At 72.3% G+C, this 22187-nt stretch carries 20 protein-coding genes; 9 read left to right on the top strand and 11 right to left on the bottom strand.

Features of this window, described 5'->3' with window-relative positions:
• The first annotated feature begins 56 nt into the window (after nucleotides 1-56).
• The 4 genes from ACZ7LS_RS19920 to ACZ7LS_RS19905 all read left to right on the top strand — a co-directional run bounded on the left by ACZ7LS_RS19920 (nucleotide 57) and on the right by ACZ7LS_RS19905 (nucleotide 2550).
• Nucleotides 57-419: a hypothetical protein gene (locus ACZ7LS_RS19920; protein ID WP_382519962.1), complete on the top strand. Its 363-nt coding sequence runs from the start codon at nucleotides 57-59 to the stop codon at nucleotides 417-419.
• A gap of 148 nt (nucleotides 420-567) precedes the next feature.
• Complete coding sequence (locus tag ACZ7LS_RS19915; RefSeq protein WP_382670254.1) at nucleotides 568-924, top strand: YciI family protein; 357 nt, start codon at nucleotides 568-570, stop codon at nucleotides 922-924.
• A 52-nt stretch (nucleotides 925-976) separates the two neighbouring features.
• Nucleotides 977-2272 carry an RNA polymerase sigma factor gene (locus ACZ7LS_RS19910; protein ID WP_385133072.1) on the top strand — a complete coding sequence of 432 codons (1296 nt, stop codon included), beginning with the start codon at nucleotides 977-979 and terminating at the stop codon, nucleotides 2270-2272.
• Nucleotides 2273-2358: 86 nt separating this feature from the next.
• Nucleotides 2359-2550, top strand: a complete 192-nt coding sequence (locus ACZ7LS_RS19905; RefSeq protein ID WP_129772666.1) for a DUF1059 domain-containing protein — start codon at nucleotides 2359-2361, stop codon at nucleotides 2548-2550.
• Nucleotides 2551-2691: 141 nt separating this feature from the next.
• On the opposite strand, the gene ACZ7LS_RS19900 is transcribed toward ACZ7LS_RS19905, so the two are convergent.
• Nucleotides 2692-3468 carry a VOC family protein gene (locus tag ACZ7LS_RS19900; RefSeq protein ID WP_382519967.1) on the bottom strand — a complete coding sequence of 259 codons (777 nt, stop codon included), beginning with the start codon at nucleotides 3466-3468 and terminating at the stop codon, nucleotides 2692-2694.
• Between the two features lie 142 nt (nucleotides 3469-3610).
• On the opposite strand from ACZ7LS_RS19900, the gene recQ reads away from it, so the two are divergent.
• Both recQ and ACZ7LS_RS19890 read left to right on the top strand, forming a co-directional pair.
• On the top strand, nucleotides 3611-5584 hold the full coding sequence (recQ, locus tag ACZ7LS_RS19895) for a DNA helicase RecQ (protein ID WP_382970882.1): 1974 nt from the start codon (nucleotides 3611-3613) through the stop codon (nucleotides 5582-5584).
• Nucleotides 5581-6525 (top strand): hypothetical protein, encoded by a 945-nt coding sequence (locus ACZ7LS_RS19890; RefSeq protein WP_385133068.1) that lies wholly within the window; start codon nucleotides 5581-5583, stop codon nucleotides 6523-6525. The genes recQ and ACZ7LS_RS19890 overlap by 4 nt, the downstream gene beginning before the upstream one ends.
• Here ACZ7LS_RS19890 and ACZ7LS_RS19885 read toward each other — a convergent pair.
• Together ACZ7LS_RS19885 and ACZ7LS_RS19880 are read right to left on the bottom strand one after the other, a co-directional pair.
• On the bottom strand, nucleotides 6470-7045 hold the full coding sequence (locus ACZ7LS_RS19885; RefSeq protein ID WP_385133065.1) for a histidine phosphatase family protein: 576 nt from the start codon (nucleotides 7043-7045) through the stop codon (nucleotides 6470-6472). The two genes, ACZ7LS_RS19890 and ACZ7LS_RS19885, sit on opposite strands and share 56 nt — an antisense overlap.
• 124 nt (nucleotides 7046-7169) lie before the next feature.
• Complete coding sequence (locus tag ACZ7LS_RS19880; RefSeq protein ID WP_382670272.1) at nucleotides 7170-8606, bottom strand: aminotransferase-like domain-containing protein; 1437 nt, start codon at nucleotides 8604-8606, stop codon at nucleotides 7170-7172.
• Nucleotides 8607-8709: 103 nt separating this feature from the next.
• Here ACZ7LS_RS19880 and ACZ7LS_RS19875 point away from each other — a divergent pair, with 103 nt between their 5' ends.
• Nucleotides 8710-9612, top strand: coding sequence for a DMT family transporter (locus tag ACZ7LS_RS19875; protein WP_385133063.1), 903 nt, complete (start codon nucleotides 8710-8712; stop codon nucleotides 9610-9612).
• A gap of 168 nt (nucleotides 9613-9780) precedes the next feature.
• Here ACZ7LS_RS19875 and ACZ7LS_RS19870 read toward each other — a convergent pair whose 3' ends face one another.
• Complete coding sequence (locus ACZ7LS_RS19870) at nucleotides 9781-11019, bottom strand: glycoside hydrolase family 10-like protein (protein WP_385133060.1); 1239 nt, start codon at nucleotides 11017-11019, stop codon at nucleotides 9781-9783.
• A gap of 194 nt (nucleotides 11020-11213) precedes the next feature.
• Between ACZ7LS_RS19870 and ACZ7LS_RS19865 the strand changes: the two genes are divergently transcribed.
• Nucleotides 11214-12074, top strand: a complete 861-nt coding sequence (locus ACZ7LS_RS19865) for a 3-hydroxybutyryl-CoA dehydrogenase (RefSeq protein ID WP_382520273.1) — start codon at nucleotides 11214-11216, stop codon at nucleotides 12072-12074.
• Between the two features lie 174 nt (nucleotides 12075-12248).
• A complete protein-coding gene (locus ACZ7LS_RS19860) occupies nucleotides 12249-12506 on the top strand; it encodes a hypothetical protein (protein ID WP_365744808.1) in 258 nt (85 codons plus the stop codon).
• Between the two features lie 42 nt (nucleotides 12507-12548).
• Here ACZ7LS_RS19860 and ACZ7LS_RS19855 read toward each other — a convergent pair whose 3' ends face one another.
• The 7 genes from ACZ7LS_RS19855 to ACZ7LS_RS19825 form a co-directional block, all read right to left on the bottom strand.
• Nucleotides 12549-13079 carry an NUDIX hydrolase gene (locus ACZ7LS_RS19855; protein WP_030355325.1) on the bottom strand — a complete coding sequence of 177 codons (531 nt, stop codon included), beginning with the start codon at nucleotides 13077-13079 and terminating at the stop codon, nucleotides 12549-12551.
• 86 nt (nucleotides 13080-13165) lie between these two features.
• A complete protein-coding gene (locus ACZ7LS_RS19850) occupies nucleotides 13166-14506 on the bottom strand; it encodes a transcriptional regulator (protein ID WP_356514051.1) in 1341 nt (446 codons plus the stop codon).
• Nucleotides 14507-14905: 399 nt separating this feature from the next.
• Nucleotides 14906-16030, bottom strand: coding sequence for a PP2C family protein-serine/threonine phosphatase (locus ACZ7LS_RS19845; protein WP_385133057.1), 1125 nt, complete (start codon nucleotides 16028-16030; stop codon nucleotides 14906-14908).
• A 204-nt stretch (nucleotides 16031-16234) separates the two neighbouring features.
• Entirely contained in the window at nucleotides 16235-18772 is a 2538-nt protein-coding gene (gene pheT, locus ACZ7LS_RS19840; RefSeq protein WP_385133054.1) for a phenylalanine--tRNA ligase subunit beta, read from the bottom strand.
• On the bottom strand, nucleotides 18772-19911 hold the full coding sequence (pheS, locus tag ACZ7LS_RS19835; protein ID WP_385133051.1) for a phenylalanine--tRNA ligase subunit alpha: 1140 nt from the start codon (nucleotides 19909-19911) through the stop codon (nucleotides 18772-18774). The genes pheT and pheS overlap by 1 nt, the downstream gene beginning before the upstream one ends.
• A 122-nt stretch (nucleotides 19912-20033) precedes the next feature.
• Nucleotides 20034-21239: a sensor histidine kinase gene (locus ACZ7LS_RS19830; RefSeq protein ID WP_382519985.1), complete on the bottom strand. Its 1206-nt coding sequence runs from the start codon at nucleotides 21237-21239 to the stop codon at nucleotides 20034-20036.
• 84 nt (nucleotides 21240-21323) lie between these two features.
• Nucleotides 21324-22163 (bottom strand): TrmH family RNA methyltransferase, encoded by an 840-nt coding sequence (locus ACZ7LS_RS19825; protein ID WP_385133049.1) that lies wholly within the window; start codon nucleotides 22161-22163, stop codon nucleotides 21324-21326.
• Nucleotides 22164-22187 lie beyond the last annotated feature (24 nt).

Below are 22187 nucleotides of genomic sequence, written 5' to 3'. Positions count from 1 at the left end.
GTGAGGTTGTTCCGAACCCCTGCGTCCGCCGTACGGCCGCCGCTACGGTGACCGGCATGGACGCCAAGGACGCACCCCGCCCTGAGGAGGAGTGGCCGCTGCCCCCTTCCTGGATGTGGAGCTGCCACGAGTGCAACAGGCTGTACAAGTCGATGAAGCGCGCGCCCGAGGTGGTGGAGGCGGCGCGGGCGGCCGGTGAGCCGGGGGTGGATTACGACCCCTTCGACTCGGTGGTGACGACACAGATCCGGCTCGCCCAGCACATCGCCGCCGCGCACACGTCGGAGGTGCCCGCGGTCGATCCGGCGTGCGAACGGTGCGTCTCGGACATGTCGGGCAGGCGGATGCGCGACGAGATGGTCCTGGAGCACCGTGCCCGCCATCTGTTCGCACCGCCACGCATCGTCGGCTTCATGTGACGGGGCGCCACCACCGACGGCCCGGGGCGGCCGGTACGGAAAAAATCCTGAAGGATTCCCGGAGCGGCTGTCGATCCGCCCGTGCCCCGTTCGACGCAAGGTTGCGAGAGGCGGGGAAAGTCCCCGCCCTCCCGACCGAGGAGTCACCATGCCGCGTTTTCTGACGATGGTCCGCGTCGACGAGCGGAACGTCCCCACCGAAGGCCCCGACCCCGACTTCGACGCGCGCATGGGCGCGCTGTTCGAGGAGATCACCAAGGCCGGGGTCATGCTGGAGACGGCCGGACTCACCCCGACGTCCGAGGGCACCCGGATCACCTGGTCCGACGGCAAGATCGGCTACACCGACGGGCCCTTCACCGAGACCAAGGAAGTCGTCGGCGGCTACTCCCTCACCCGCTGCGAGAACAAGGCGGAGGCCCTGGAATGGGCGAGGCGGTTCCTTGAGGTCCACCCGAAGAACTGGACCGTCACCGTCGAGGTCCGCGAGATCGCCGAGGGCTGACGGGGCCCGGCCGGGCCGCGCTTGCCCCGTTCCGGCACGGCTGCTCTGATGGGTGGTCGTGACATCAGCGAGCGCGACCGAAACGGTCGAGGCGGTATTCAGGATCGAGTCCGCGCGGATCATCGCGGGTGTCGCCCGCGTCGTGCGGGACGTGGGCATCGCCGAGGAACTCGCGCAGGACGCCCTGGTCGCCGCGTTGGAGCAGTGGCCGGAGTCGGGCGTCCCGGAGAAGCCGGGCGCCTGGCTCATGGCCACCGCCAGGCACCGCGCCATCGATCTCGTACGCCGCAAGGAGACGTACGCGCGCAAGCTGGCGGAGGTCGGCAGGGCGCTGGAGGACGTGGCACCGCCACCCGAGCCCACGGGCGAGGACGACATCGACGACGATCTGCTGCGGCTGATCTTCACCGCCTGCCATCCCGTGCTGTCCACGGAGGCCCGGGTCGCGCTCACGCTGCGGCTGCTGGGCGGGCTGACGACGGAGGAGATCGCCCGCGCGTTCCTGGCCCCTGAGCCGACGGTGGCCCAGCGCATCGTCCGCGCGAAACGGACACTCGCCAAGGCCGGGGTGCCCTTCGAGGTCCCGGGCGCCGCCGACCGGGCCGCCCGCGTCTCGTCGGTGCTCGAAGTCATCTACCTCGTCTTCAACGAGGGCTACTCCGCGACGGCCGGGGACGATCTGGTGCGCCCGGCCCTCTGTGCGGAGGCGGTGCGGCTGGCGCGCGTCCTGGCGGGCCTGATGCCCGAGGAGCCCGAGGTCCACGGCCTGGCCGCGCTCCTGGACCTCCAGAGCTCCCGGTTCGCCGCCCGCACGGGCCCCGACGGCGAACCGGTGCTGCTCGCCGACCAGGACCGCCGTGAGTGGGACCGGGCGCTCATCCTCCGCGGCGTCGAGTCCCTGCGGCGCGCGGGCCACGGCCCCTACTCCGTGCAGGCCGCGATCGCCGCGTGCCACGCGCGGGCGGTGCGCTACGAGGACACGGACTGGAAGGCGATCGCGGCGCTGTACGGCCGGCTGGCGGCGCTGACGCCGTCCCCGGTGGTGGAGCTGAACCGGGCGGTCGCCGTCTCGATGGCGGAGGGCCCCGCGGCCGGGCTGAGACTGGTGGACGCCCTGGCGGAAGGACCGGCCCTCAAGGACTATCACCTGCTGCCGAGCGTCCGGGGAGATCTGCTGGAGCGCCTGGGGCGCGGGCACGAGGCGCGCGCGGAGTTCGAGCGGGCGGCGTCCCTGACCCGTAACGCACGGGAACGGGGGCTCCTCCTGGAACGGGCCGCGCGCTCCGCTCCCGCCGTGGAGCCCCGCGCCGTGGAGCCCCGCGCCCCGGAGTCTCCCGCCCCGGAGTGACGAAACCTCTCACCGGGCGGAATCCCCCGAATGGCCCCGGCAGGGCAACAGGGAGGAGACTGGATACCGGCAGGAGGAGGTACGTCATGCGCAAGATAGCCGACTGCCGGGATTTCCCGAGCGAGACCAACTGCACTCTCGCCATCTCGGGCGAGGAGGAGGAAGTGGTCCGCGCCGCCAGCGAGCACGCTGTGTCCATGCACGGCCACAAGAGCAGCCCGGAACTGCGTGAGCAGATCCGCTCCGCGCTCAAGGACGAGATGCCGCAGCACGCCTGAGGCCGCACCATGCCCGAGGGCCGGGCACGCTGAGGTCCCCGTACGCCTGAGGTCCCCGTACGCCTGAGGTCCGGGGCCGACCGGCACCGGCCGGCCCCGGACAGGGCTGTACGGCGTTCGCCCTGCTCCGAGGACGAGGGTCTACGGCGCGCCCACCAGCCGGGCACCCACCTCGAAGACATTGCCGAAGGGGTCGGTGATCTTCGCCATCCGCGCGTAGATCGTGTCCGAGGGAACGCTCGCGGAACCGCCCGCGGCCACGGCCCGCTCCGCCGCCGCGTCCGCGTCGGCGACTTCGAACAGGGTCTCCCACGCGGCGGACGGCTTGTCCGGAACCCCCATGATGCCGCCGATCTCATGGCCGTCGGGGCGGCGCAGGAAGCTGAAGTCGACGCCGGGGAGGTCGTCGTTGCCGTCCAGCGTGAAGTCGAAGACCGCCGGATAGAACTCCCGCGCCGGACCCGGGTCCGGGCTGGTCAGGTCGTTGCGCAGGAGACTGCCCGGCTCGTTCACCGTCTCGCAGCCGACGAGCGCACGCCCCTCCCAGAGACCGAACCGGACGCCGGACGAGTCCGCGGCGAGCGTCAGCCGGCCCTGGTCCCCGATCTCCAGCGGGCCCCGTGTCAGCGCGCCGCCGGCGTCGACGATCCGCTTCACGGTGGCGTCGGAGTCGTCGGTCGCGAAATACACACACCACTGGCCGGGAAGGGCGGCGGCGGGGGAATCCGGGGCGGGGACCTTCCGGAATCCGGCCACCGCCCGGCCGCGCAGCCGGCACACGGTATAGGCGGGCTCACCCGGCTCGTACTCCCAGCCGAACAGCGCGCCGTAGAACTCCTTCGCGCGCTCGACATCGGATACGTCGAGATCGATCCAGGTGGGGGTACCGGCCGGCTGATTGCGGGTGACGTGGCTCATCGTTGGCTCCTGCTCGCTCCGTGCCCGGGGGTTTCCTCCGGGCCGGTCTCCGACGCTAGAGGCGATGCAGGTCAGAACATGTCCTACACCGGAGATCACGATCGGCCGGATCGATGTCGGCGGACCCTCGTAGAATCGGCGGATGAGCTCCCCGGAAACCGGCACCCCTCCCGAAACGCGCCCTGAAGCAGTTCCTGAGACCGCTCCTGAGACGGGTCATGAGACGGGTCGGGACAGAGGTCCTGGGACGGGTCCTGAGGCGGCTCCCACGACAGGCCCGGCCGAGACCGAGTCGCTTGAGGTACTGCGCCGCGTCTTCGGCTACGACTCCTTCCGGGGGAGCCAGCAGGAGATCATCGAGCATGTGGTCGCCGGCGGCGACGCGCTCGTGCTCATGCCCACCGGTGGCGGCAAGTCGCTCTGCTACCAGATCCCCTCCCTGGTGCGTAAGGGCGTCGGGGTCGTCGTCTCACCGCTCATCGCGCTCATGCAGGACCAGGTCGACGCCCTGCGGGCGCTCGGCGTACGGGCCGGATTCCTCAACTCCACCCAGGACCTCGACGAACGGCGCCTCGTCGAGGCCGAGTTCCTCGCCGGGGAGCTGGATCTGCTCTATCTGGCGCCGGAACGGCTGCGCGTCGAGTCGACCGTACGGCTGCTGGAGCGCGGCACGATCTCGCTGTTCGCCATCGACGAGGCGCACTGCGTCGCCCAGTGGGGACACGACTTCCGCCCCGACTACCTCGCCCTCTCCTCGCTGCACGAGCGCTGGCCCGACGTGCCGCGTATCGCGCTGACCGCGACCGCCACCGAGGCCACGCACGCGGAGATCGCGTCCCGGCTCGGCCTCCAGGACGCGCGGCACTTCGTGGCCAGCTTCGACCGGCCCAACATCCAGTACCGCATCGCGCCGAAGAACGACCCGAAGCGGCAGCTTCTCCAGCTGCTGCGCGCCGAGCACCCCGGCGACGCGGGCATCGTCTACTGCCTGTCCCGGGCGTCGGTGGAGAAGACCGCGGAGTTCCTGGTGAAGAACGGCGTCGACGCGCTGCCGTACCACGCGGGGCTCGACGCCCGTACGCGCGCCGGGAACCAGGCGCGCTTCCTGCGCGAGGACGGGATGGTGATGGTCGCGACGATCGCGTTCGGCATGGGCATCGACAAGCCCGACGTACGGTTCGTGGCCCATCTCGATCTGCCGAAGTCCGTCGAGGGCTACTACCAGGAGACCGGGCGCGCGGGCCGTGACGGGCTGCCGTCGACGGCCTGGCTGGCGTACGGACTCCAGGACGTCGTCCAGCAGCGCAAGATGATCGACACGTCCGAGGGCGACGACGCGCACCGCCGGCGGCTGGGTGCCCATGTCGACGCCATGCTCGCGCTGTGCGAGACCGTCGAGTGCCGGCGTGTCCAGCTGCTCGCGTACTTCGGGCAGCGGAGCACCGCGTGCGGCAACTGCGATACGTGTCTGACGCCCGCGGAGTCCTGGGACGGCACGGTCCCCGCGCAGAAGCTGCTGTCGACCGTGGTCAGGCTGAAGCGCGAGCGCAACCAGAAGTTCGGCGCGGGCCAGATCACCGACATCCTGCTGGGCAGGAAGACGGCCAAGGTCATCCAGTTCGACCATGACGCGCTGAGCGTCTTCGGTATCGGTACGGAGCTGCGCGAGGCCGAGTGGCGGAGCGTGGCGCGGCAGCTGCTGGCGCAGGGGCTGATCGCCGTCGAGGGCGACTACGGGACGCTGGTCCTCACGGACGAGAGCGGTGAGGTCCTCGGCGGGCGGCGCCCGGTCGTGCTGCGACGCGAGCCCGAGAAGGCGGCCGGGCCGGCGCGCGCGGAGAAGTCGTCCAAGCGGCGTTCCGCGCCCGTGGATCTGCCGGAAGAGGCCGTGCCGGTGTTCGAGACGCTGCGTGCGTGGCGGGCGGCGTCGGCGAAGGAGCAGGGCGTCCCGGCGTATGTCATCTTCCATGACGCGACGCTGCGCGAGATCGCGACGCTGGCGCCGTCGACGCTGGCGGAGCTGGGCACGGTCACCGGGGTCGGCGAGAACAAGCTGGCGAAGTACGGGCAGCAGATCCTGGAGACGCTCGCTACGGCGGCCGGTGCGGCGGAATGAGCCGGTCCCGGCCGTCCGACGCGCCACAACAGCCGCCGCTGCCGCACGTGCTCTGGATCGGCGGGCCGCCGGGGGCCGGCAAGACGACCGTGGCCCGGCTGATCGCCCGGCGGTACGGACTGCGCTGGTACAACGCCGACGCCCACACCTGGGAGCACCGCGACCGCGCGATCGCCGCCGGGCACCCGGCGGCGATCCGGTTCGAGGCGCTGCCGCGCGCCGCGCGCTGGTCCGCGCCCGAGGCGGAGCTGATCGCGATGTCCCTGCACCATGAGCGCGGGCGGATGATCGTCGACGATCTCCGCGCGCTGCCGGCCGCGCCGCTGGTCATCGCCGAGGGCACCCCGATCACCCCGGCGGTGGTCGCGACGGTCCCCGGCGGCCCGGCCGCGTCCGTCTGGCTCCAGCCGTCGGCCGAGGTCCAGCGGACCCGGCTGGCCGAGCGCGGGCTCTCCGACGGGCCGCTCACGCTCTACCGGTCGCTGGTCGGCGAGATCGAGGCCGAGGTGGCGGAGTACGGGGCCAGGAGCCTGGTGATCGACGGGGCCAGCGGGGTCGAGGAGACCGCGGCGGCGGTCGAGAAGATCTTCGCCGGGGCCCTGGGCGAGGGACCGGTGGCGGAGACGGCCGGGGAGCGGGCGCGGCTGCTGCGGTACGCCAACCGGGCCACGGTCGCCCAGTACGAGGCGTTCTTCGCGCGCCCGTGGTCCCCGGGCGACGCGCGGACGGCCGTACACGCCTTCGCCTGCGAGTGCGGACGGGCGGACTGCCGGGACGACATCGGCCTCGCCATCGCCGATTTCCCGGCGCCGCCCGACGACGCCGCGTCCCCACCGGTCCTGGCCCCGGGCCACCACCGGGCCCAGGGCGTGCCGGACGGGCCGCTCAGCCGCCGCCGTCCAGCCGCAGACTCCACCGGCCGGGGGCGCCCGTCAGAGTGATGGTCGACAGCGGCTGGACGTCCACGTACCAGTACGTGCGCGGCGGCGCCTTGAGCACGTACACCAGTGCCGCCCGTACGACGGCCGGTTCCGCGACCGCCACGATCGCGGTGATGTCCTCGGCGGGCCGGGTGTCCAGCCAGCCCCCTATCCGGGAGATGAAGGCCAGCAGTGTCTCGCCGCCGTGCGGGGCGGAGCGCGGGTCGGCGACCCAGGCGTCGACCGCGGCCGGTTCGCGGGCCACCACCTCGGCGAGGGTGAAGCCGCGCCAGCGGCCCATGTCGCAGTCGCGCAGGGCGGGTTGCGCGAGCGGCGCGTAGCCGAGCGCGTCGCCGGTGGTGCGGCTGCGCGGTGTCGGCGAGCAGTAGCGGAGGTCGGCGGCGGACAGCGGGACGAGGGCGTGGGCGACGCGCTGCATCTCGTACCAGCCGGCCCGGTCGAGGGGGCGGTCGTCGTCGAAGCGCTCGTCGTACAGGTCCGAGCTGCGCGCGGCGGCGACCAAAGTGACCCGAACACTCATGGCCGTGATCGTGCGGCCGAAAACCGGACCGGTCAAGAGGCGGCCGACGGCGGTGCCGCAACCTCCCTTCCGGACAGGTGACCGGCATGTTCCCGCGTGCCGGATCGGCCGCCCCGGTGCCGGTTCAGCCGAGTGTCTCGTCCCAGGCCGTACGGAGCCGTCGTACGCCCTCGGTGATCTCCGCGGGCCCCGCCACCGCGGCGAAGCTCAGCCGCAGATGGGGCGCGGGCGGTTCGGCGCTGAAGTACGGGCGGCCCGGGGCGACCGCGACGCCCGCGCGCAGAGCGGCCGAGACGACGGCCTGTTCGTCCGTGCCGTCCGGCAGGCGCAGCCAGAGGTGGTAGCCGCCGGACGGGATGTGCGGGAGGGCCGGCTCGGGCAGTTCCGTGCGCAGCGCGGTGGTGAGGGTGTCCCTGCGGGTCCTCAACGCGGCGGAGACGGAGCGCAGATGGCGGTTCCAGGCGGCGGAGCCGACCAGTTCCAGCGCGGCTTCCTGGAACGGGCGGGGTACGAAGAAGGTGTCGACGACATGGATGGCGCGCAGCCGTTCCAGGACCGGGCCCCGGGCGGCCAGGACGCCGACCCGCAGGCTCGGGGAGGTCGCCTTGGTGAGGGAGCAGACGTGGACGACGATGCCGTCGGGGTCGTCGGCGGCGAGTGGTCCCGGCAGCGGGCCCGCGTCCTCGTGCACCAGGCGCCGTACGAAGTCGTCCTCCACGACGAACGCCCCGGCCTCCCGCGCGATGCGCAGGACGTCGGGTCTGCGGGCCGCGGAGAGCACGGCTCCGGTGGGGTTCTGGAAGAGCGGCTGGCAGACGAAGACCCGGGCGCCGCTGGCCCGGAAGGCGGCGGCGAGGAGGTCGGGCCGTACGCCGTCGGGGTCCACCGGCACCGGTACGGGGCGCAGCCCGGCGGCGCGGGCGATCGCCAGCATCCCCGGGTAGGTGGGCGATTCGACCAGGACCGGCGCGCCGGGCGGGGCGAGCGCGCGCAGCGCGGTGGTCAGCGCGCTCTGTCCGCCGGCCGTGACCAGGACCTCGGCGGCCGTCCAGGTGTCCCCGATCCCCCGCGCGAACCAGTCGCGCAGTTCGGGCAGCCCGTCGGTGGGCGGTCTGCCCCAGGCGCCCGGCCGTCTGCCCGCCCGTGCCAGCGCGGCGGCCATCGCCCGCTCCGGCTGGAGCGAGGGGTGCAGATAGCCGCCGTTGAACTCGATGACGCCGGGCGGTGGCGCGGCGAGCGTGACCAGCACACCGGTGGCGTCGACCGAGCGCGGTACGAGTTCGGTGGCGGCGTCGGCGCTGAGGGCCACCTCCTGCCAGGAGGTGTCGCCCGGTCGCGCGGCGGTGTTCCTGGCGGGCGCGCGGAAGGCCCCGGCGCCGGGGCGGGTGACGACCAGCCCTTCGGCGGCGAGTCTGGCGAGGGCGCGGGAGACGGTCACCGGCGAGACGCGGTAACGGTCGACCAGTGCCCGGCTGGACGGCAGCTTTCCACCGGGTGAGTAGCGGTTCAACTCCTGCTTCAGTGTATGAGCCAACTCCGCCACGCTGCTACGCTCGTGCATGACAGCAAAGGATAGCGCTACTCCCCCGGACTCGATAGCGGTCGGCGGCCTCGGAGATGACCGCACCGGCAGCGGCACCAGTAGCGGTAGCGGCGCCGGAAGCATGTCCGGCACGTCCGCCGCCCCCGCCCCCGCGTCCGGCGCATCCGGCACCCGCGGCGGCACGTTCCTCGCCGTGCTGGGCGTCGTCGCCTTCTCGCTCACCTTCCCGTCCACCGCCTGGGGTCTGGAGAGTTTCGGCCCCTGGTCCCTCGTCGCCGTACGCAGCACGCTCGCCGCGCTCATCGCGGGCGGTTTTCTGCTGGCTCTCCGCGTCCCGGTCCCCGCTCGCCGGCACTGGTCCGGGCTCGCGGTCGTCGGCGGCGGGGTCGTGGTGGGCTTCCCGCTGCTGACGACGCTCGCGCTGGAGACCTCCACCACCTCGCACGCGGCCGTCGTGGTCGGGCTGCTGCCGCTCACCACGGCCGCGTTCGCCGCTGTCCGTACGGGCAGGCGCCCCTCCAGGGCGTTCTGGCTGGCCGCGCTCGTCGGCGCGGCCGTGGTGATCGCGTTCGCGGTGCGGCAGAGCGGCGGAACCCTCTCCTCCGGGGATCTTTATCTCTTCGGCGCGCTGCTGGTGTGCGCGGCCGGCTATACGGAGGGCGGCAGGCTGGCGGGGGTGATGCCCGGCTGGCAGGTGGTGGGCTGGGCACTGATCGGCTGTCTGCCGCTCGCGGTGACGGGCGCCGCGGTGGCGCTGTCCTTCGAACCGGTGCGGCTGACGGCCCACGGCGTGATCGGACTCGGCTGGGTCGCCGCGGGCTCGACGTTCTTCGGTCTCTACGTCTGGTACCGGGGCATGGCGTCGATCGGTATCGCGAGGGCCAGCCAGCTCCAGCTCGCGCAGCCGGTCCTCACGCTGGTCTGGTCCGTGCTGCTGCTCGGCGAACACCTCACACCCGCGGCGCCGGTCGCGGCCGTCGCGGTGCTCGTCTGTATCGCCGTCACCCAGCGCACGGGGACCTGACCGCGCCCGGACGACCACGCCCCGCCGGCCCCGCCGGGCGAACCCCGGAGCCCGGCCGCGGCGGACCGCGCCGGCACGCGCTACGCCCGTCCTGGCGCGCCCTCGGCTCGTTCCCGGCACGCCCTGGGCTCGTCCCGGCACGCGCGGTCCTTCCGGCACGCGCTCGGCTCATTTCGTCGCGCGCTTCCCGTAGTGGTCGGCCACCACCCTCGTCATCGCCCCGATCGGATCCGCGCCGACCTCCTTCGCCGAGAAGAAGCAGTGCCCGCGCGCTCCCGCGTACTCCTTGGCGAGGGTCAGATGACGGGACAGCTCGGCCGGGTCCTGCCAGGCGGCGGGCTGGGCCGGATCGCCCGCCTTGTAGAGGGCCTCGCCGAGGTACAGATCGACGCCCGTCCCCCGTACGACGCCGTCCCACCAGGCCAGCAGCTTCGCGTAGTCGGCGGCGGCGAAGCCGATGTTCCAGTACAGCTGCGGGACGATGTAGTCGATCCAGCCCTTCTTGATCCAGCCGCGGGTGTCGGCGTACAGGTCGTCGTACGTCTGCACCCCGGCCCGGGTGTCGGAGCCGAGCGGGTCCGTGGCGGCGTTGCGCCACACCCCGAACGGGCTGATCCCGAACCGCACATGCTTCTTGATCTCCTTGATCCGCTCGGCGGTCTCCCGCACCAGCCGGTCGGTGTTGTCCCGCCGCCAGGCCGCCTTGTCGGGGAAGCCCGCGCCGTACCGTTCGTACTCCGCGTCGTCGTCGAAGACCTGTCCGGCGACGGGATACGGATAGAAGTAGTCGTCCCAGTGCACGGCATCGATGTCGTAACGCCGTACCGCGTCGAGCATCGCGTCCTGGACGAACGTCCTGACCTCGGGCAGACCCGGGTTGTAGTAGAGCTTCCCGCCGTACGGCAGCACCCAGTCCGGGTGGACCCGGGCCGGATGCGTCGCGATGAGCCGCGAGGGGTCGGTGTGGTTGGCGACCCGGTACGGGTTGAACCAGGCGTGCAGTTCCAGTCCGCGCGCGCGTGCCTCCCGTACCGCCGTGCCCAGCGGGTCCCAGCCTGGATGCTTGCCCTGGGTGCCGGTGAGGTACTGCGACCACGGCTCGTACGGCGAGGACCACAGCGCGTCCGCCGTGGGCCGTACCTGAAAGACCACGGCGTTCAGCCCGCGGGCGACCGCCGTGTCCAGATGCCGGAGCAGCTCGGCCTGCTGGCGGTCGGCGGTGAGCCCCGGCGCGGAGGGCCAGTCGCGGTTGACGACGGTCGCGATCCACATCCCGCGCAGTTCCCGGCGCGGAGCGTGCCGCCGCGGTACGGACGCGGCCGCGGCCGCCACGTCCCCGGCGGCGACCAGCGAGGTCACCACCCCCGTCGCCGCCGCCACGAACTCTCTTCTGCCGATCTGCCCCATGCGCCGTCCCCTGCGTCAGGTCCGCGCGGCCGGGTCCACCGGGACCCGGCCCGCCGTACGGGCTCAGCATGCCCGCCCCGGCACCCCGTCCACACACTCTGGCGGAGTAACGTCCTGTCCCGAGGCGGGCGCCGGAATCGCACGGGGGACCTGCCGGGACACGGACCAGCGAAAGGCACGATGTGACCGACACCCTGACCGATATCGCCCGCGTCGGAGTGGTGGGCTGCGGCCAGATGGGCGCAGGCATCGCGGAGGTCGCCGCACGCAGCGGCCTGGAGGTCAAGGTCGCCGAGACCACCGGCGAGGCCCTGGAGATCGGCCGTACCCGGCTGCAGAACTCCCTCTCGAAGGCCGCGGAACGCGGCAAGATCACCGAGGCGGAGCGGGACGAGGCGCTCGGCAGGCTCAGCTTCACCACGGATCTCGGGGAGTTCGCCGACCGCGATCTCGTCATCGAGGCCGTCGTCGAGAACGAGCAGGTCAAGACGGAGATCTTCCAGGTGCTCGATCAGGTCGTGACGCGTCCGGACGCGATCCTGGCCTCCAACACCTCCTCCATTCCGCTGGTCAAGCTGGCCGTCGCGACCTCACGTCCCGACCAGGTCATCGGCATCCACTTCTTCAACCCGGCCCCCGTGCAGAAGCTGGTGGAGCTGATCCCGGCGCTCACGACCTCCGACGAGACGATCAAGCGGGCCGAGAGCGTCGTCCAGGGGGTGCTGGGCAAGCACGCGATCCGCGCCCAGGACCGTTCGGGGTTCGTGGTGAACGCGCTGCTGATTCCGTATCTGCTCGCCGCGATCCGGATGTTCGAGTCGGGGATCGCGAGCCGCGAGGACATCGACAACGGGATGGAGCTGGGCTGCGCCCATCCGATGGGCCCGCTCAAGCTCTCCGATCTGATCGGTCTCGACACCGTGGCCTCGGTCGCCGATTCGATGTACGCCGAGTTCAAGGAGCCGCTGTACGCGGCGTCTCCGCTGCTCCAGCGGATGGTGGACGCGGGCAGGCTGGGCCGCAAGACGGGCGCGGGCTTCTACACATACGAGTGACGGTCACCGAGGGTGAGGAAATTCGCACGGCGTGTGCGAAGGGTGCTCGCATATGCCATTCACACACCCTGATGCCGCGCGCGCAAGGGGAGTTGACTCGGTTCCGCTTGGTCCCGGCACCACCGGGGCCGGGCGAAGAACCGTTGGACGACTTTCCCGAACAGGAGCGGATTCGTGACCACCCCCTCTGACCACTCCGTGGTCGGCGAAGAGTGCGCCGAGTTACGGCGCAGCCTCGACGTCGGTCTCGCCAGGACCGACGGCAGGCTGGCGTTACTGGCCCAGCGCAACGACCAGACCGACAAGGATGTGACCGATCTGGCCGCGCGCGTCGCGGCTCTGGAGCACGCCAGGTGGCCGCTGCCCGCCGTGGCGGCGCTCTGCTCGCTCGGAGCGCTGGCGGTGGCGGTCTGGCAGTCCCTGGGCCGCTAGCGGCCCAGGCGTCAGCCCAGGGGCCGCCGGCGGGCCCAGGCCTCAGCCCAGCCGCAGGTGATGGAGCATCAGGAGCCCGGCCGTCATATTGGCGGCCGGGATCTCACCCCGGGCGATCATGTCGGGCACCAGCTTGAGCGGGACCCACTCCCGGCGCGAGGACTCGAAGTCGTCCTCGGGATGCCCGATGTACGTGGCGTCCTCGGCCCAGTAGAGATGGTGCCTGGCATCGGTCAGGCCGTTGGACGGCTCGACCGTGAGCAGATGCCGGAGAGGTCCCGGGCGCCACCCGGTCTCCTCCTCCATCTCCCTGGCGGCCGCGGTCTCGATGTCCTCGCCGTCCTCGACGACCCCCGCGGCCAGCTCCCAGCCCCAGCTGTCGGTGATGAAGCGGTGCCGCCAGAGCATCAGCACCTCGTTGGCGGAGTTGACCGCGGTCGCCACGGCGACCGGGCGGAGCCGGATGAGGAAGTGGTCCAGATGCCGGCCGTCAGGGAGTTTGACGTCCGCGAGATTGACCCGGAACCAGCGGTTCTCGTACACGGTCTGTTCGCTAAGTTTCGTCCACTGCACGTTTCTGCCACCTTCCGACAAGTTGATGGCAATATCGCAGCAGCAGTCTCGGCGAACGGAAACGTGCCGGGGGCTCATCAAGGGGCTCACAGAGGAACGCGCAGCGCGCCTTCGATCAGCTCCGCCGTCTCCTCCGCGTCCGTGGATCCGCTGGCCACCAACTGTTCCCGTACGGCGCGCAACCGGTCTCGCAGGCGCTGGGACTCCATCCCCCGTGCGCGCTCGGCCATTTCGGCCGCTGTCCTGGCGGCGCGGTCGGCCTCGCCCTGCCGCAACTCGATATGGCTGAGCATCGCGAGCCGGTGGACCCGGCCGCGATCGTGCGCCGGGGTGTCCACGGCCGCCGCCGCGTGCGCCCGCGCGGCCGCCAGATCACCGAGGCTGAGCAGCGCCTCCGCCACCTGTACGTTCACCAGGCCCGGCTGTACGTAGCCCGTCTCGTCCGGCTCATGGCCCGGCCGGATGCGCTCCGCCTCCGTCTCGGCACGCCGGATACAGCCGAGCGCCCCGCTGCCATCACCGAGATGCGCATACGACTTGGCCTGCATCGCGTACAGATCCGCCGCGAGCGCCGGGGTGATCTGGCGCCCGGCCGTCCGCAGCGCCGCCTCGGCGAACGCGACGGCCTGGCGGTACTCCCCCATGTGCAGCGACTGGTTGACCAGCAGCGCGATCACATACGCGCCGAGGCCCCGGTCCCCGCTCGCCTTGGCCAGCCGCAGCGCCTGGTGGAAGTAGCGCTGGGCGAGCCCGTGCGCGTCCGAGTCATAGGCGCAGATACCGGCCACCGCCACCAGACCGCCCGTGGCGCGGTGCAGTTGGCGGCCCAGCGCGTCGCTGTACCCGCCACGCAGCAGCGGAGCGGTCTCGGCGTTGAGGAAGCGGACGATCCTGGCGCGGGTGGCTACTCCGCCCGCCCGCCGGTACATCAGCTCGTAGTGCGCCCTGGCCGACCGCAGCAGCTTGATGTCGGCCGGGCCGACCTTGTTGCGGCCGCTGCGGGAGACATCGGCGTCCTCGGGAGGGTTCTCCCACTCCCAGACGGGCATCACGGCGGGCGTCCCGGTGACGGTGGGGGCGCCCACTATGTGCGGACGTTGCTGTTCGTCGCAGCGCCACAGCGCGGTGGCACGCTCCACGAAACCGGAGAGCGGGGTGCCGTGCGGTACGAGCGACTCCCCCGTCACCCCGAGCCCGATGTCGTCCAGCGTGAGCGAGCGGTGCAGCCGCTCGCTCAGCACCGCGCAGATCAGGTCGGGCACTTGGCCGCGCGGCCGCTGTCCCTTCAGCCACCGTGAGACGGCGGTGTGTTCGTAGCGCAGGGCGAGACCTCTGGCCCGGCCCGCTTGGTTGACCCGCGCGGCGAGACCGGCATGGGAGATACCCGCCTCGTCGAGCAGGGAATCGAGCAGAGAATTGGGGTGCATGAGTGCCCCTCCGGTGGCTCGGCCGAACCAGCGTAGTGGAACGGGAAACGCACGGGGTGTGAACGTAATGCCCGGAAACGCGCCCCGTGCACCCTCCCGCCGGGATCGCGGGGCCTGTTGACTGAATCGCCTCGCAAAAGAGGCGCCGGGCCGCCGGCTCCCCCTCGTACAGTGCGGTGGCCCGCAACCGCGCCGTCCGCCCTGCCGACCTGCCCGACACTCCGCGGCAGAGCGGACGGCGCGCGTACGCGACCGTGTGTACGAGACCGTGAGACCGGGGGTACGAGACGTCGTGCACGAGGCCGGGAGACCGCGAGGCCGGGCATCCGGCAGGGCCTTCCGGCAGGGGTTCCCGACGTGGCTCGTGCAACGGGGGCGTGCGAGGGAGCGATCGGCCGGTCATCCCGGCCCGGGCGCGTGGGTGGTGGCCTCCCGCGCGGGGACCCACGTACGGCACAGGCCAGGTCCGCCGGGCTGCGCCGGCACGCGCGAGGAATCGCCCACCGGTGGGCGGTCGTTGCGCAGCACGAGCAGCGCCATGTCGTCGGTGATCCGGCCGCCGGTGTGCCGCAGCAGCGCCGCGTGGACCGTGCGCACCACGGCGGCGGGCGCCAGGGGCGGGCCCGCCGCGGCCTCCGCGAGCGCTTCCTCCAGAGCGAAGAACCGCCCCGCGGAGTCCCGGGCGTCCTCGGCCCCGTCGGTGTGCAGGAACAGCGCCTCACCGGGCAGCAGCGGACCGCACTGATACGGCAGCAGATCGGCGGGCAGCGGAAAGGCGCCCAGCGGCGGCAGGGGCTCCCCAGACGCCAGCCGCGCGGCGCCGCGGCCGAGCCGATAGGGCCAGGGATGGCCGCAGTTGAGGGCCCGTACCTCCGCGTCGGCCCCGATCTCCAGCAGCAGTACGGTGACGAACTCCTCCGCCGACAGGGAGTCCGGCTCCTGGCCCGGGGCGGCCGGTGGCTCCTGGCGCGCCAGCTCCCGCAGATGGCGCTGGTGGGCCCGGTCGAGCCGGCGCAGGACGCCGTCGAGCCCGGCCTCGTCATGGGCCGCTTCCCGGAAGCTGCCGAGGACCGCGGCCACCGCCCCGATGGCGGGCAGTCCATGGCCACGCACATCCCCGATGACGACCCGCACCCCGTAGGCCGTGGCCACCGCCTCGTACAGATCGCCGCCGACATCGGCGCCGCGCGAGGCCGAGAGCTGGCGAGCGGAGAGCGCGAGACCGTCCAGCCGGGGCGGCAGGGTCCTGATCAGCACCTCCTGGGCGGCCCGCGCCACGGCCTTGACCTCCCGCAACTCCCGTGCCGCCCGCCGCCGTACGCGGATCAGCAGATACGCCACCACCAGCAGGAAGACGACACAGGTCACGAAGCGCGAGAGCAGGTCGTCACGGTCCGCCGCCGGGCGGGTCAGCTCCCAGGTGATCACCGCTGTGAGCAGACCGCCCGGGATCGCGCATTCGACAAGGCCCCAGGAGGCCGGCGCTTCCGCCTGCTCGTCCTCTGTTGCCTTGGTCCGATTCATCCGTCGGCCTCCCTCGGCCGCCCGGCCGCTAAGCCGTGGGGCGTACGTCGACCGTCTCGGCCGGATCGATTGTGTCGATCACGGAAGCCCCATGACGTGACACGCCAGGACTTCTCACCCGAATGAGTGAGGGGCGCATCCGATGATCCGGATGCGCCCCTCATGGGCCGAGTGCCAGTACAACGACGGCGCGCGGCGGGGTGGTCACGCGCCGCGCAGGACCGCCCCGGTCCGTTCGGCGGCGAGCGCGACGGCCGCGTCCCGGGCCGCCGTGGCCTCGTCGACCGTCAGTGTGCGGTCCGCCGCGCGGAAACGCAGGGCGTAGGCAAGCGACTTGTGCCCCTCACCGATCTGTTCGCCGGCGAACACGTCGAACAGCCGCAGGGACTCAAGGAGTTCCCCGGCGCCCTCGCGCAGCGCCCGCTCCACCTCGGCGGCCGGCACCTCGCCCGGTACGACAAGCGCGACATCCTGCGTGGCCACCGGATAGGTGGAAATCCGCGGCGCCTTGATCACGCCGGTGCCCGCACGCTCCAGCAGGTCGAGATCGATCTCCATCGCGCAGCTGCGCTCCGGCAGCCCGAGCGCCTTCACGACGCGCGGATGCAGCTCTCCGGCGTGGCCGAGAAGCGTCTCCTCACCGTCCACGGCGGCGTACAGCGCCGCGCAGCGGCCGGGGTGCCACGGCGCGTACTGCGCGGCCCGTACGGTCAGTTCGGCTCTGGCCTCGCGGGCGACGGTACGGGCCGCCTCGACGGCGTCCGACCACTCCGCGGGGCGTCCCTTGCCCCACCAGCCGGCCTGCTCGCGCGCCCCGGCCAGCACGACGGCGGCGTGCCGCGGCTGGCGCGGCAGCGCGGCGTCGAGCGCCGCCACTTCCTCGTCGGTCGGCCGCCGGTCGACGGGCAGCCGTACCGGCACGGTCTCGTGGCCGGTGGGCAGGAAGACCAGTCCGGTCTCGAAGAGCGCCAGATCGTGCGAGCCCCGGCCGTCGTTGCGCCGCAGCGCCGCGAGCAGGCCCGGCAGCAGCGTGGTGCGCAGCGCGGGCTCCTCGTCGGAGAGCGGGTTGACGAGCGTGACCGTACGGCGCCGGTCGTCGTCGGCCGGCAGCCCGAGCGCGTCGAGCGCCGCGTCGCCGAGGAACGGGTAGTTCAGCGCCTCGACATAACCGGCACCCGCCAGAGCGCGGCCGACGCGGCGGTGCAGCCGCTGGCGCTCGGTGAGCCCGCGGCCGGACGGCGGGGTGGGCAGCGTCGAGGGGAGGTTCTCGTACCCCTCCAGCCGGATGACCTCCTCGGCGAGGTCATTGGGCTCGCCGAGGTCGGGACGCCAGGACGGGACGGTGACGACCAGTTCGTCCTGGCCGTAGACGTCGCAGCCGATCTGCTGGAGCCGCCGTACGACGGTCTCCCTGCCGTAGGTGACACCGGCGACCCGGTCGGGGTGGTCGGCGGGCATGGTGATGGTGTGCGGCGCCGAGGGCGCGATGACCTCCGTGACGCCGGCCCCGGCGGAGCCGCCCGCGAGCAGCACGAGCAGGTCGACGGTCCGCTGCGCGGCGGCGGCCGCGGCCTGCGGGTCGACCCCGCGCTCGAAGCGCTTGGACGCCTCGGAGGCCAGCTTGTGGCGGCGCGCGGTACGGGCGATGGAGATCGCGTCGAAGTGCGCGGCCTCGATCACCACGTCGGTGGTGCCCTGGACCTCGCCCGTTTCCGAGTGGGTCGCGGTGTCGGCGATCTCGGTGTTCGCGCCGCCCATCACGCCCGCGAGGCCGATCGGCCCGCGGTCGTCGGTGATGACCAGGTCCTGGGCGTCCAGCACCCGGTGGACGCCGTCGAGCGTGGTGATCTTCTCGCCGGACTGGGCACGGCGGACGCCGATGGCGCCCTCCAGCCGGGAGCGGTCGTACGCGTGCAGCGGCTGGCCGAGCTCCAGCATCACGTAGTTGGTGATGTCGACAGCGAGCGAGATCGGCCGCATCCCGGCCTTCTGGAGCCGGCGGCGCAGCCAGATGGGGCTCTGCGCCTCCGGGTCGAGGCCGGTGACCGTACGGGCCGTGAAGCGGTCGCAGCCCCTCGGGTCGGCGACCTTCACCGGGTGGCCGTACGAGTTGGGCGCGGGCACGTCGAGCAGCGCCGGGTCCCGCAGGGTCAGTCCGTACGCGATGGCGGTCTCGCGGGCGACTCCGCGCAGCGAGAGGCAGTAGCCGCGGTCGGGCGTGACGGCGATGTCGAGGACCTCGTCCACCAGCTCCAGGAGCGCGATCGCGTCGGTGCCGGCCTCGTGCTCGGGCGGGAGCACGATGATGCCGTCCTCGCCCCAGCCGGAATTGCCGCCCATGCCCAGCTCGTCGCCGGAGCAGATCATGCCGTGGGAGGTCTTGCCGTACGTCTTGCGCGCGGCGATCGCGAAGTCGCCCGGCAGGACGGCGCCGGGGAGGACCACGACGACCTTGTCGCCGACGGAGAAGTTCCGCGCGCCGCAGACGATCTCCTGCGGCTCGCCGGTGCCGTTGGCCGTGCCGACATCCACCGTGCAGAAGCGGATGGGCTTCTTGAAGCCCTCCAGCTCCTCGATGGTGAGCACCTTGCCGACGACGAGGGGGCCCTTGAGGCCCGCGCCGAGCTGCTCGACGGTCTCGACCTCCAGACCGGCGGAGACGAGCTTGGCCTGGACGTCACGGCCGGTCTCCGTCGCCGGCAGGTCGACGTACTCCCGCAGCCAGGAAAGCGGGACGCGCATCAGATCTCCATCCCGAACGGCCGGGTGAACCGGACGTCACCCTCGACCATGTCTCGCATGTCTTCGACGTTGTGGCGGAACATCAGCATCCGTTCGATGCCGAACCCGAAGGCGAATCCGCTGTACTTCTCGGGGTCGACGCCGCAGGCGATGAGCACCTTGGGGTTGACCATGCCGCAGCCGCCCAGCTCGATCCAGCCCTCGCTGCCGCAGGTGCGGCAGGGCCGGTCGGGGTTGCCGACCGAGGCGCCGCGGCACACGTAACAGACCATGTCCATCTCGGCGGACGGCTCGGTGAAGGGGAAGAAGTTCGGGCGGAGCCGGGTCTTCATGCCGGCGCCGAAGAGCGCCTGGACCATGTGGTCCAGGGTGCCCTTGAGGTCGGCCATGGTCAGGCCCTCGTCGACGGCGAGCAGCTCGATCTGGTGGAAGACCGGAGTGTGCGTGGCGTCCAGCTCATCGGTGCGGTAGACGCGCCCCGGGCAGACGATGTACACGGGCGGCTCGCGGTCGAGCAGCGCGCGCGCCTGGACCGGGGAGGTGTGGGTACGGAGCACCACACCCGACTCGTCGCCCGAGCCGCTGTCGGACGCGGCCTCGGGGCCCCGGACGAAGAAGGTGTCCTGCATCTGGCGCGCCGGGTGGTCGGGCACGAAGTTGAGCGCGTCGAAGTTGAACCACTCCGCCTCGGCCTCGGGACCCTCGGCGACCTCGTAGCCCATGGCCACGAAGACATCCGCGACCCGCTCCATGAAGCCGGTCAGCGGGTGGCGGGCGCCGGGCGGGGTCCGGTCGTACGGCAGCGTGACGTCCACCGCCTCCTCGACCAGCACCCGGGCGTCCCGCTCCGCCTCCAGCTCGCTCTGGCGCGCGGCGAGGGCCTTGTTGACGGCGCCGCGGGCCTGGCCCACGCGCTTGCCCGCCTCGGCCTTGGCCTGTGGGGGCAGGGCGCCGATCTCCCGGTTGGCGAGGGCGAGCGGCGAGGTACCTCCGGTGTGCGCGGTCTTCTCGTGCGCGAGCGCGTCGAGATCACCGGCCGCGGCGAAGGCGGCGAGCGCCTCGTCCCGCATCCGCACGATCTCTTCCGGTTTCAGTGCCTCGACCTCGACTGGGTCGTACGACTTGTTGGGTGCCGACATCTCTTCCGTACTTCCGTTTGGCTGGCGAAACGACCCTGCTCGATCACTGGGGGCGCGAAGGCGCGAAGGTGCCAAAAGTCGAGTCTAAAGGTCGTACGAAGGTGAAGAAGCCCGCAGGCCGCTCAGGACAGGTAGGCCGGAGCGCCGACGGGCAGGATAAATCGGAACTCGGCACCGCCGCCGGGTCCGCGGCCGACGGTGATCGTCCCGCCGTGCGCCTCGACGATGCCCTTGACGATATACAGGCCGAGGCCGGTCCCGCCGCGCTTGCTCCCCCGCCAGAAGCGGGTGAAGACACGGCCCATCGACTCCTCGGGGATGCCGGGACCCTCGTCGCACACGGTGACGGCCGTTCCCTTCTCTGTCTCCGTCTCGGTTTCCGGCCGCGTCGCGTGGCTGAGCGTCGCGGCGGCCACCTCGATGGTGACGGTTCCCTCCCCGTGGCGCACCGCGTTTTCCAGCAGGTTGCCGAGCACCTGATCGATCTTGTCGGGATCCGCCCACAGGTCGGGCAGCGGCTGCTGTATCCGTACGAGGAACCGGTCGGGCGACTGGCCCGCGGCGGTGTGCGACTGGACATGGCGGCCCACGGCCACGCCGATGTCCACCGGCTGCCGGCGCACCTCCAGCCGGCCCGAGTCGATCCTGGAGATGTCCAGCAGCTCCGCGATCAGCCGCGTGACCCGGTTGGCGTCGGCGTCGACCGTCTCCAGCATCAGCCGCTTCTGGTCGTCGGTGAAGCGCTCCCACTTGGCGAGCAGCGTCGCCGTGAACCCTTTCACGGAGGTGAGCGGGGAGCGCAGCTCATGGGCGACGGTCGCGATGAGTTCGGCGTGGCTCAGTTCGGTGCGGCGCCGCGCCTCCGTGCCCCGGATGGAGATGACCAGCCGACGTACGGGGCCGGTCGGATACGCGCGCACGTAGCGGGCCGAGACCAGGACCTCCCGGCCGCCCGGCAGCAGCAGATTGCGCTCGGGCTGGCCCACCCGGGTGGCGAGCCCGCCGTACGGGTCGGTCAGCGCCCACCAGCGGCGGCCCTTCAGGTCCTCCAGCGGCAGTGCCCGTTCCAGCGGGCGGCCGAGGGCGTCGGCGCACGGGACGGCGGTGATCCGGGCGGCGGCGGCGTTGAAGCAGACCACCGTGCCGGTCTCGTCGGCGACGACCAGCCCGTCGGGCAGTTCGTCGGGGTGGATCCCCCAGTCGCCCGTGCCGATCCGCTCGTCCATACCGGTCCGCTCGTCCGCGCCGGGCGGCTCACCCGCGCCGGTCCCGTGCGGGGGCGGTAAGGCTCCCTGGACCGCGGCGGGTCCGCTCGCCCCGACACTCATCCCCGCATCCCACCTCTTCCGCGTAGCTCAGTGGGCCCCAGAAAGCGCAACAGTACTAGCTGAACGTGACGGAGCGGGACCCCCTCAGCACGTACCGCGCACGCGCTGGGCGCGCGCCGAGGCATAGAGACATACGGCCGCGGCCGTCGCGAGGTTCAGGCTCTCGGCCTTTCCGTGGATCGGCACCCGTACCACCGCGTCCGCGAGGGCGCGGGTCCCGGCCGGCAGCCCCCAGGCCTCGTTGCCGAAGATCCAGGCGGTGGGCCCGCCCATGGTGCCCGCGTCCAGTTCGTCGTCCAGGTCGTTCTCGCCCGCGCCGTCGGCGGCGAGGATCCGTACGCCCGCGTTCCGCAGCCCCCGGACGGCCTGCTCGACGGGGACGCCGACGGCGACCGGCAGATGGAAGAGCGAGCCGACGGACGCCCGGACCGATTTGGGGTTGTAGAGATCGACGGAGGCGTCGGTGAGGACGACGGCGTCGGCGCCCGCCGCGTCGGCGCAGCGCAGCACCGTACCGGCGTTCCCGGGGTCGCGGACATGCGCCAGCACGGCGACGAGCCGGGGCCTGGCGCGCAGGATCTCCTCGAAGGGCGAGTCCAGGAACCGGCACACCCCGAGCAGCCCCTGCGGGGTGACGGTCTGGGACACCTCGGCGAGCACGGCGTCGGGCGCGAGATGCACCCGGGCCCCGGTGGCGCGCGCGGCGTCGACGATGCCGGCGTACCGCTCGGCGGCCTCGACGGTGGCGAACAGCTCGACGAGCGTGGGCTCCCCGCCGTCACCGCGGTGCAGCACCGCTTCCCGTACGGCCTGCGGTCCCTCGGCGATGAACCGGCGTTCCTTGCCGCGGAAGGCGCGCTTGGCGAGTCTCCTGGCGGCCGTGACGCGCGGGGAACGCGGGGAGATCAGCTCGGGGGTGCCCATGGACGGCGGTTCTCACTTCTCGTC

The organism is Streptomyces sp. NPDC039430, assembly GCF_055639435.1.
Note: the sequence above shows the minus strand (reverse complement) of the source record. Positions and strands in the feature narration are given on the sequence as shown.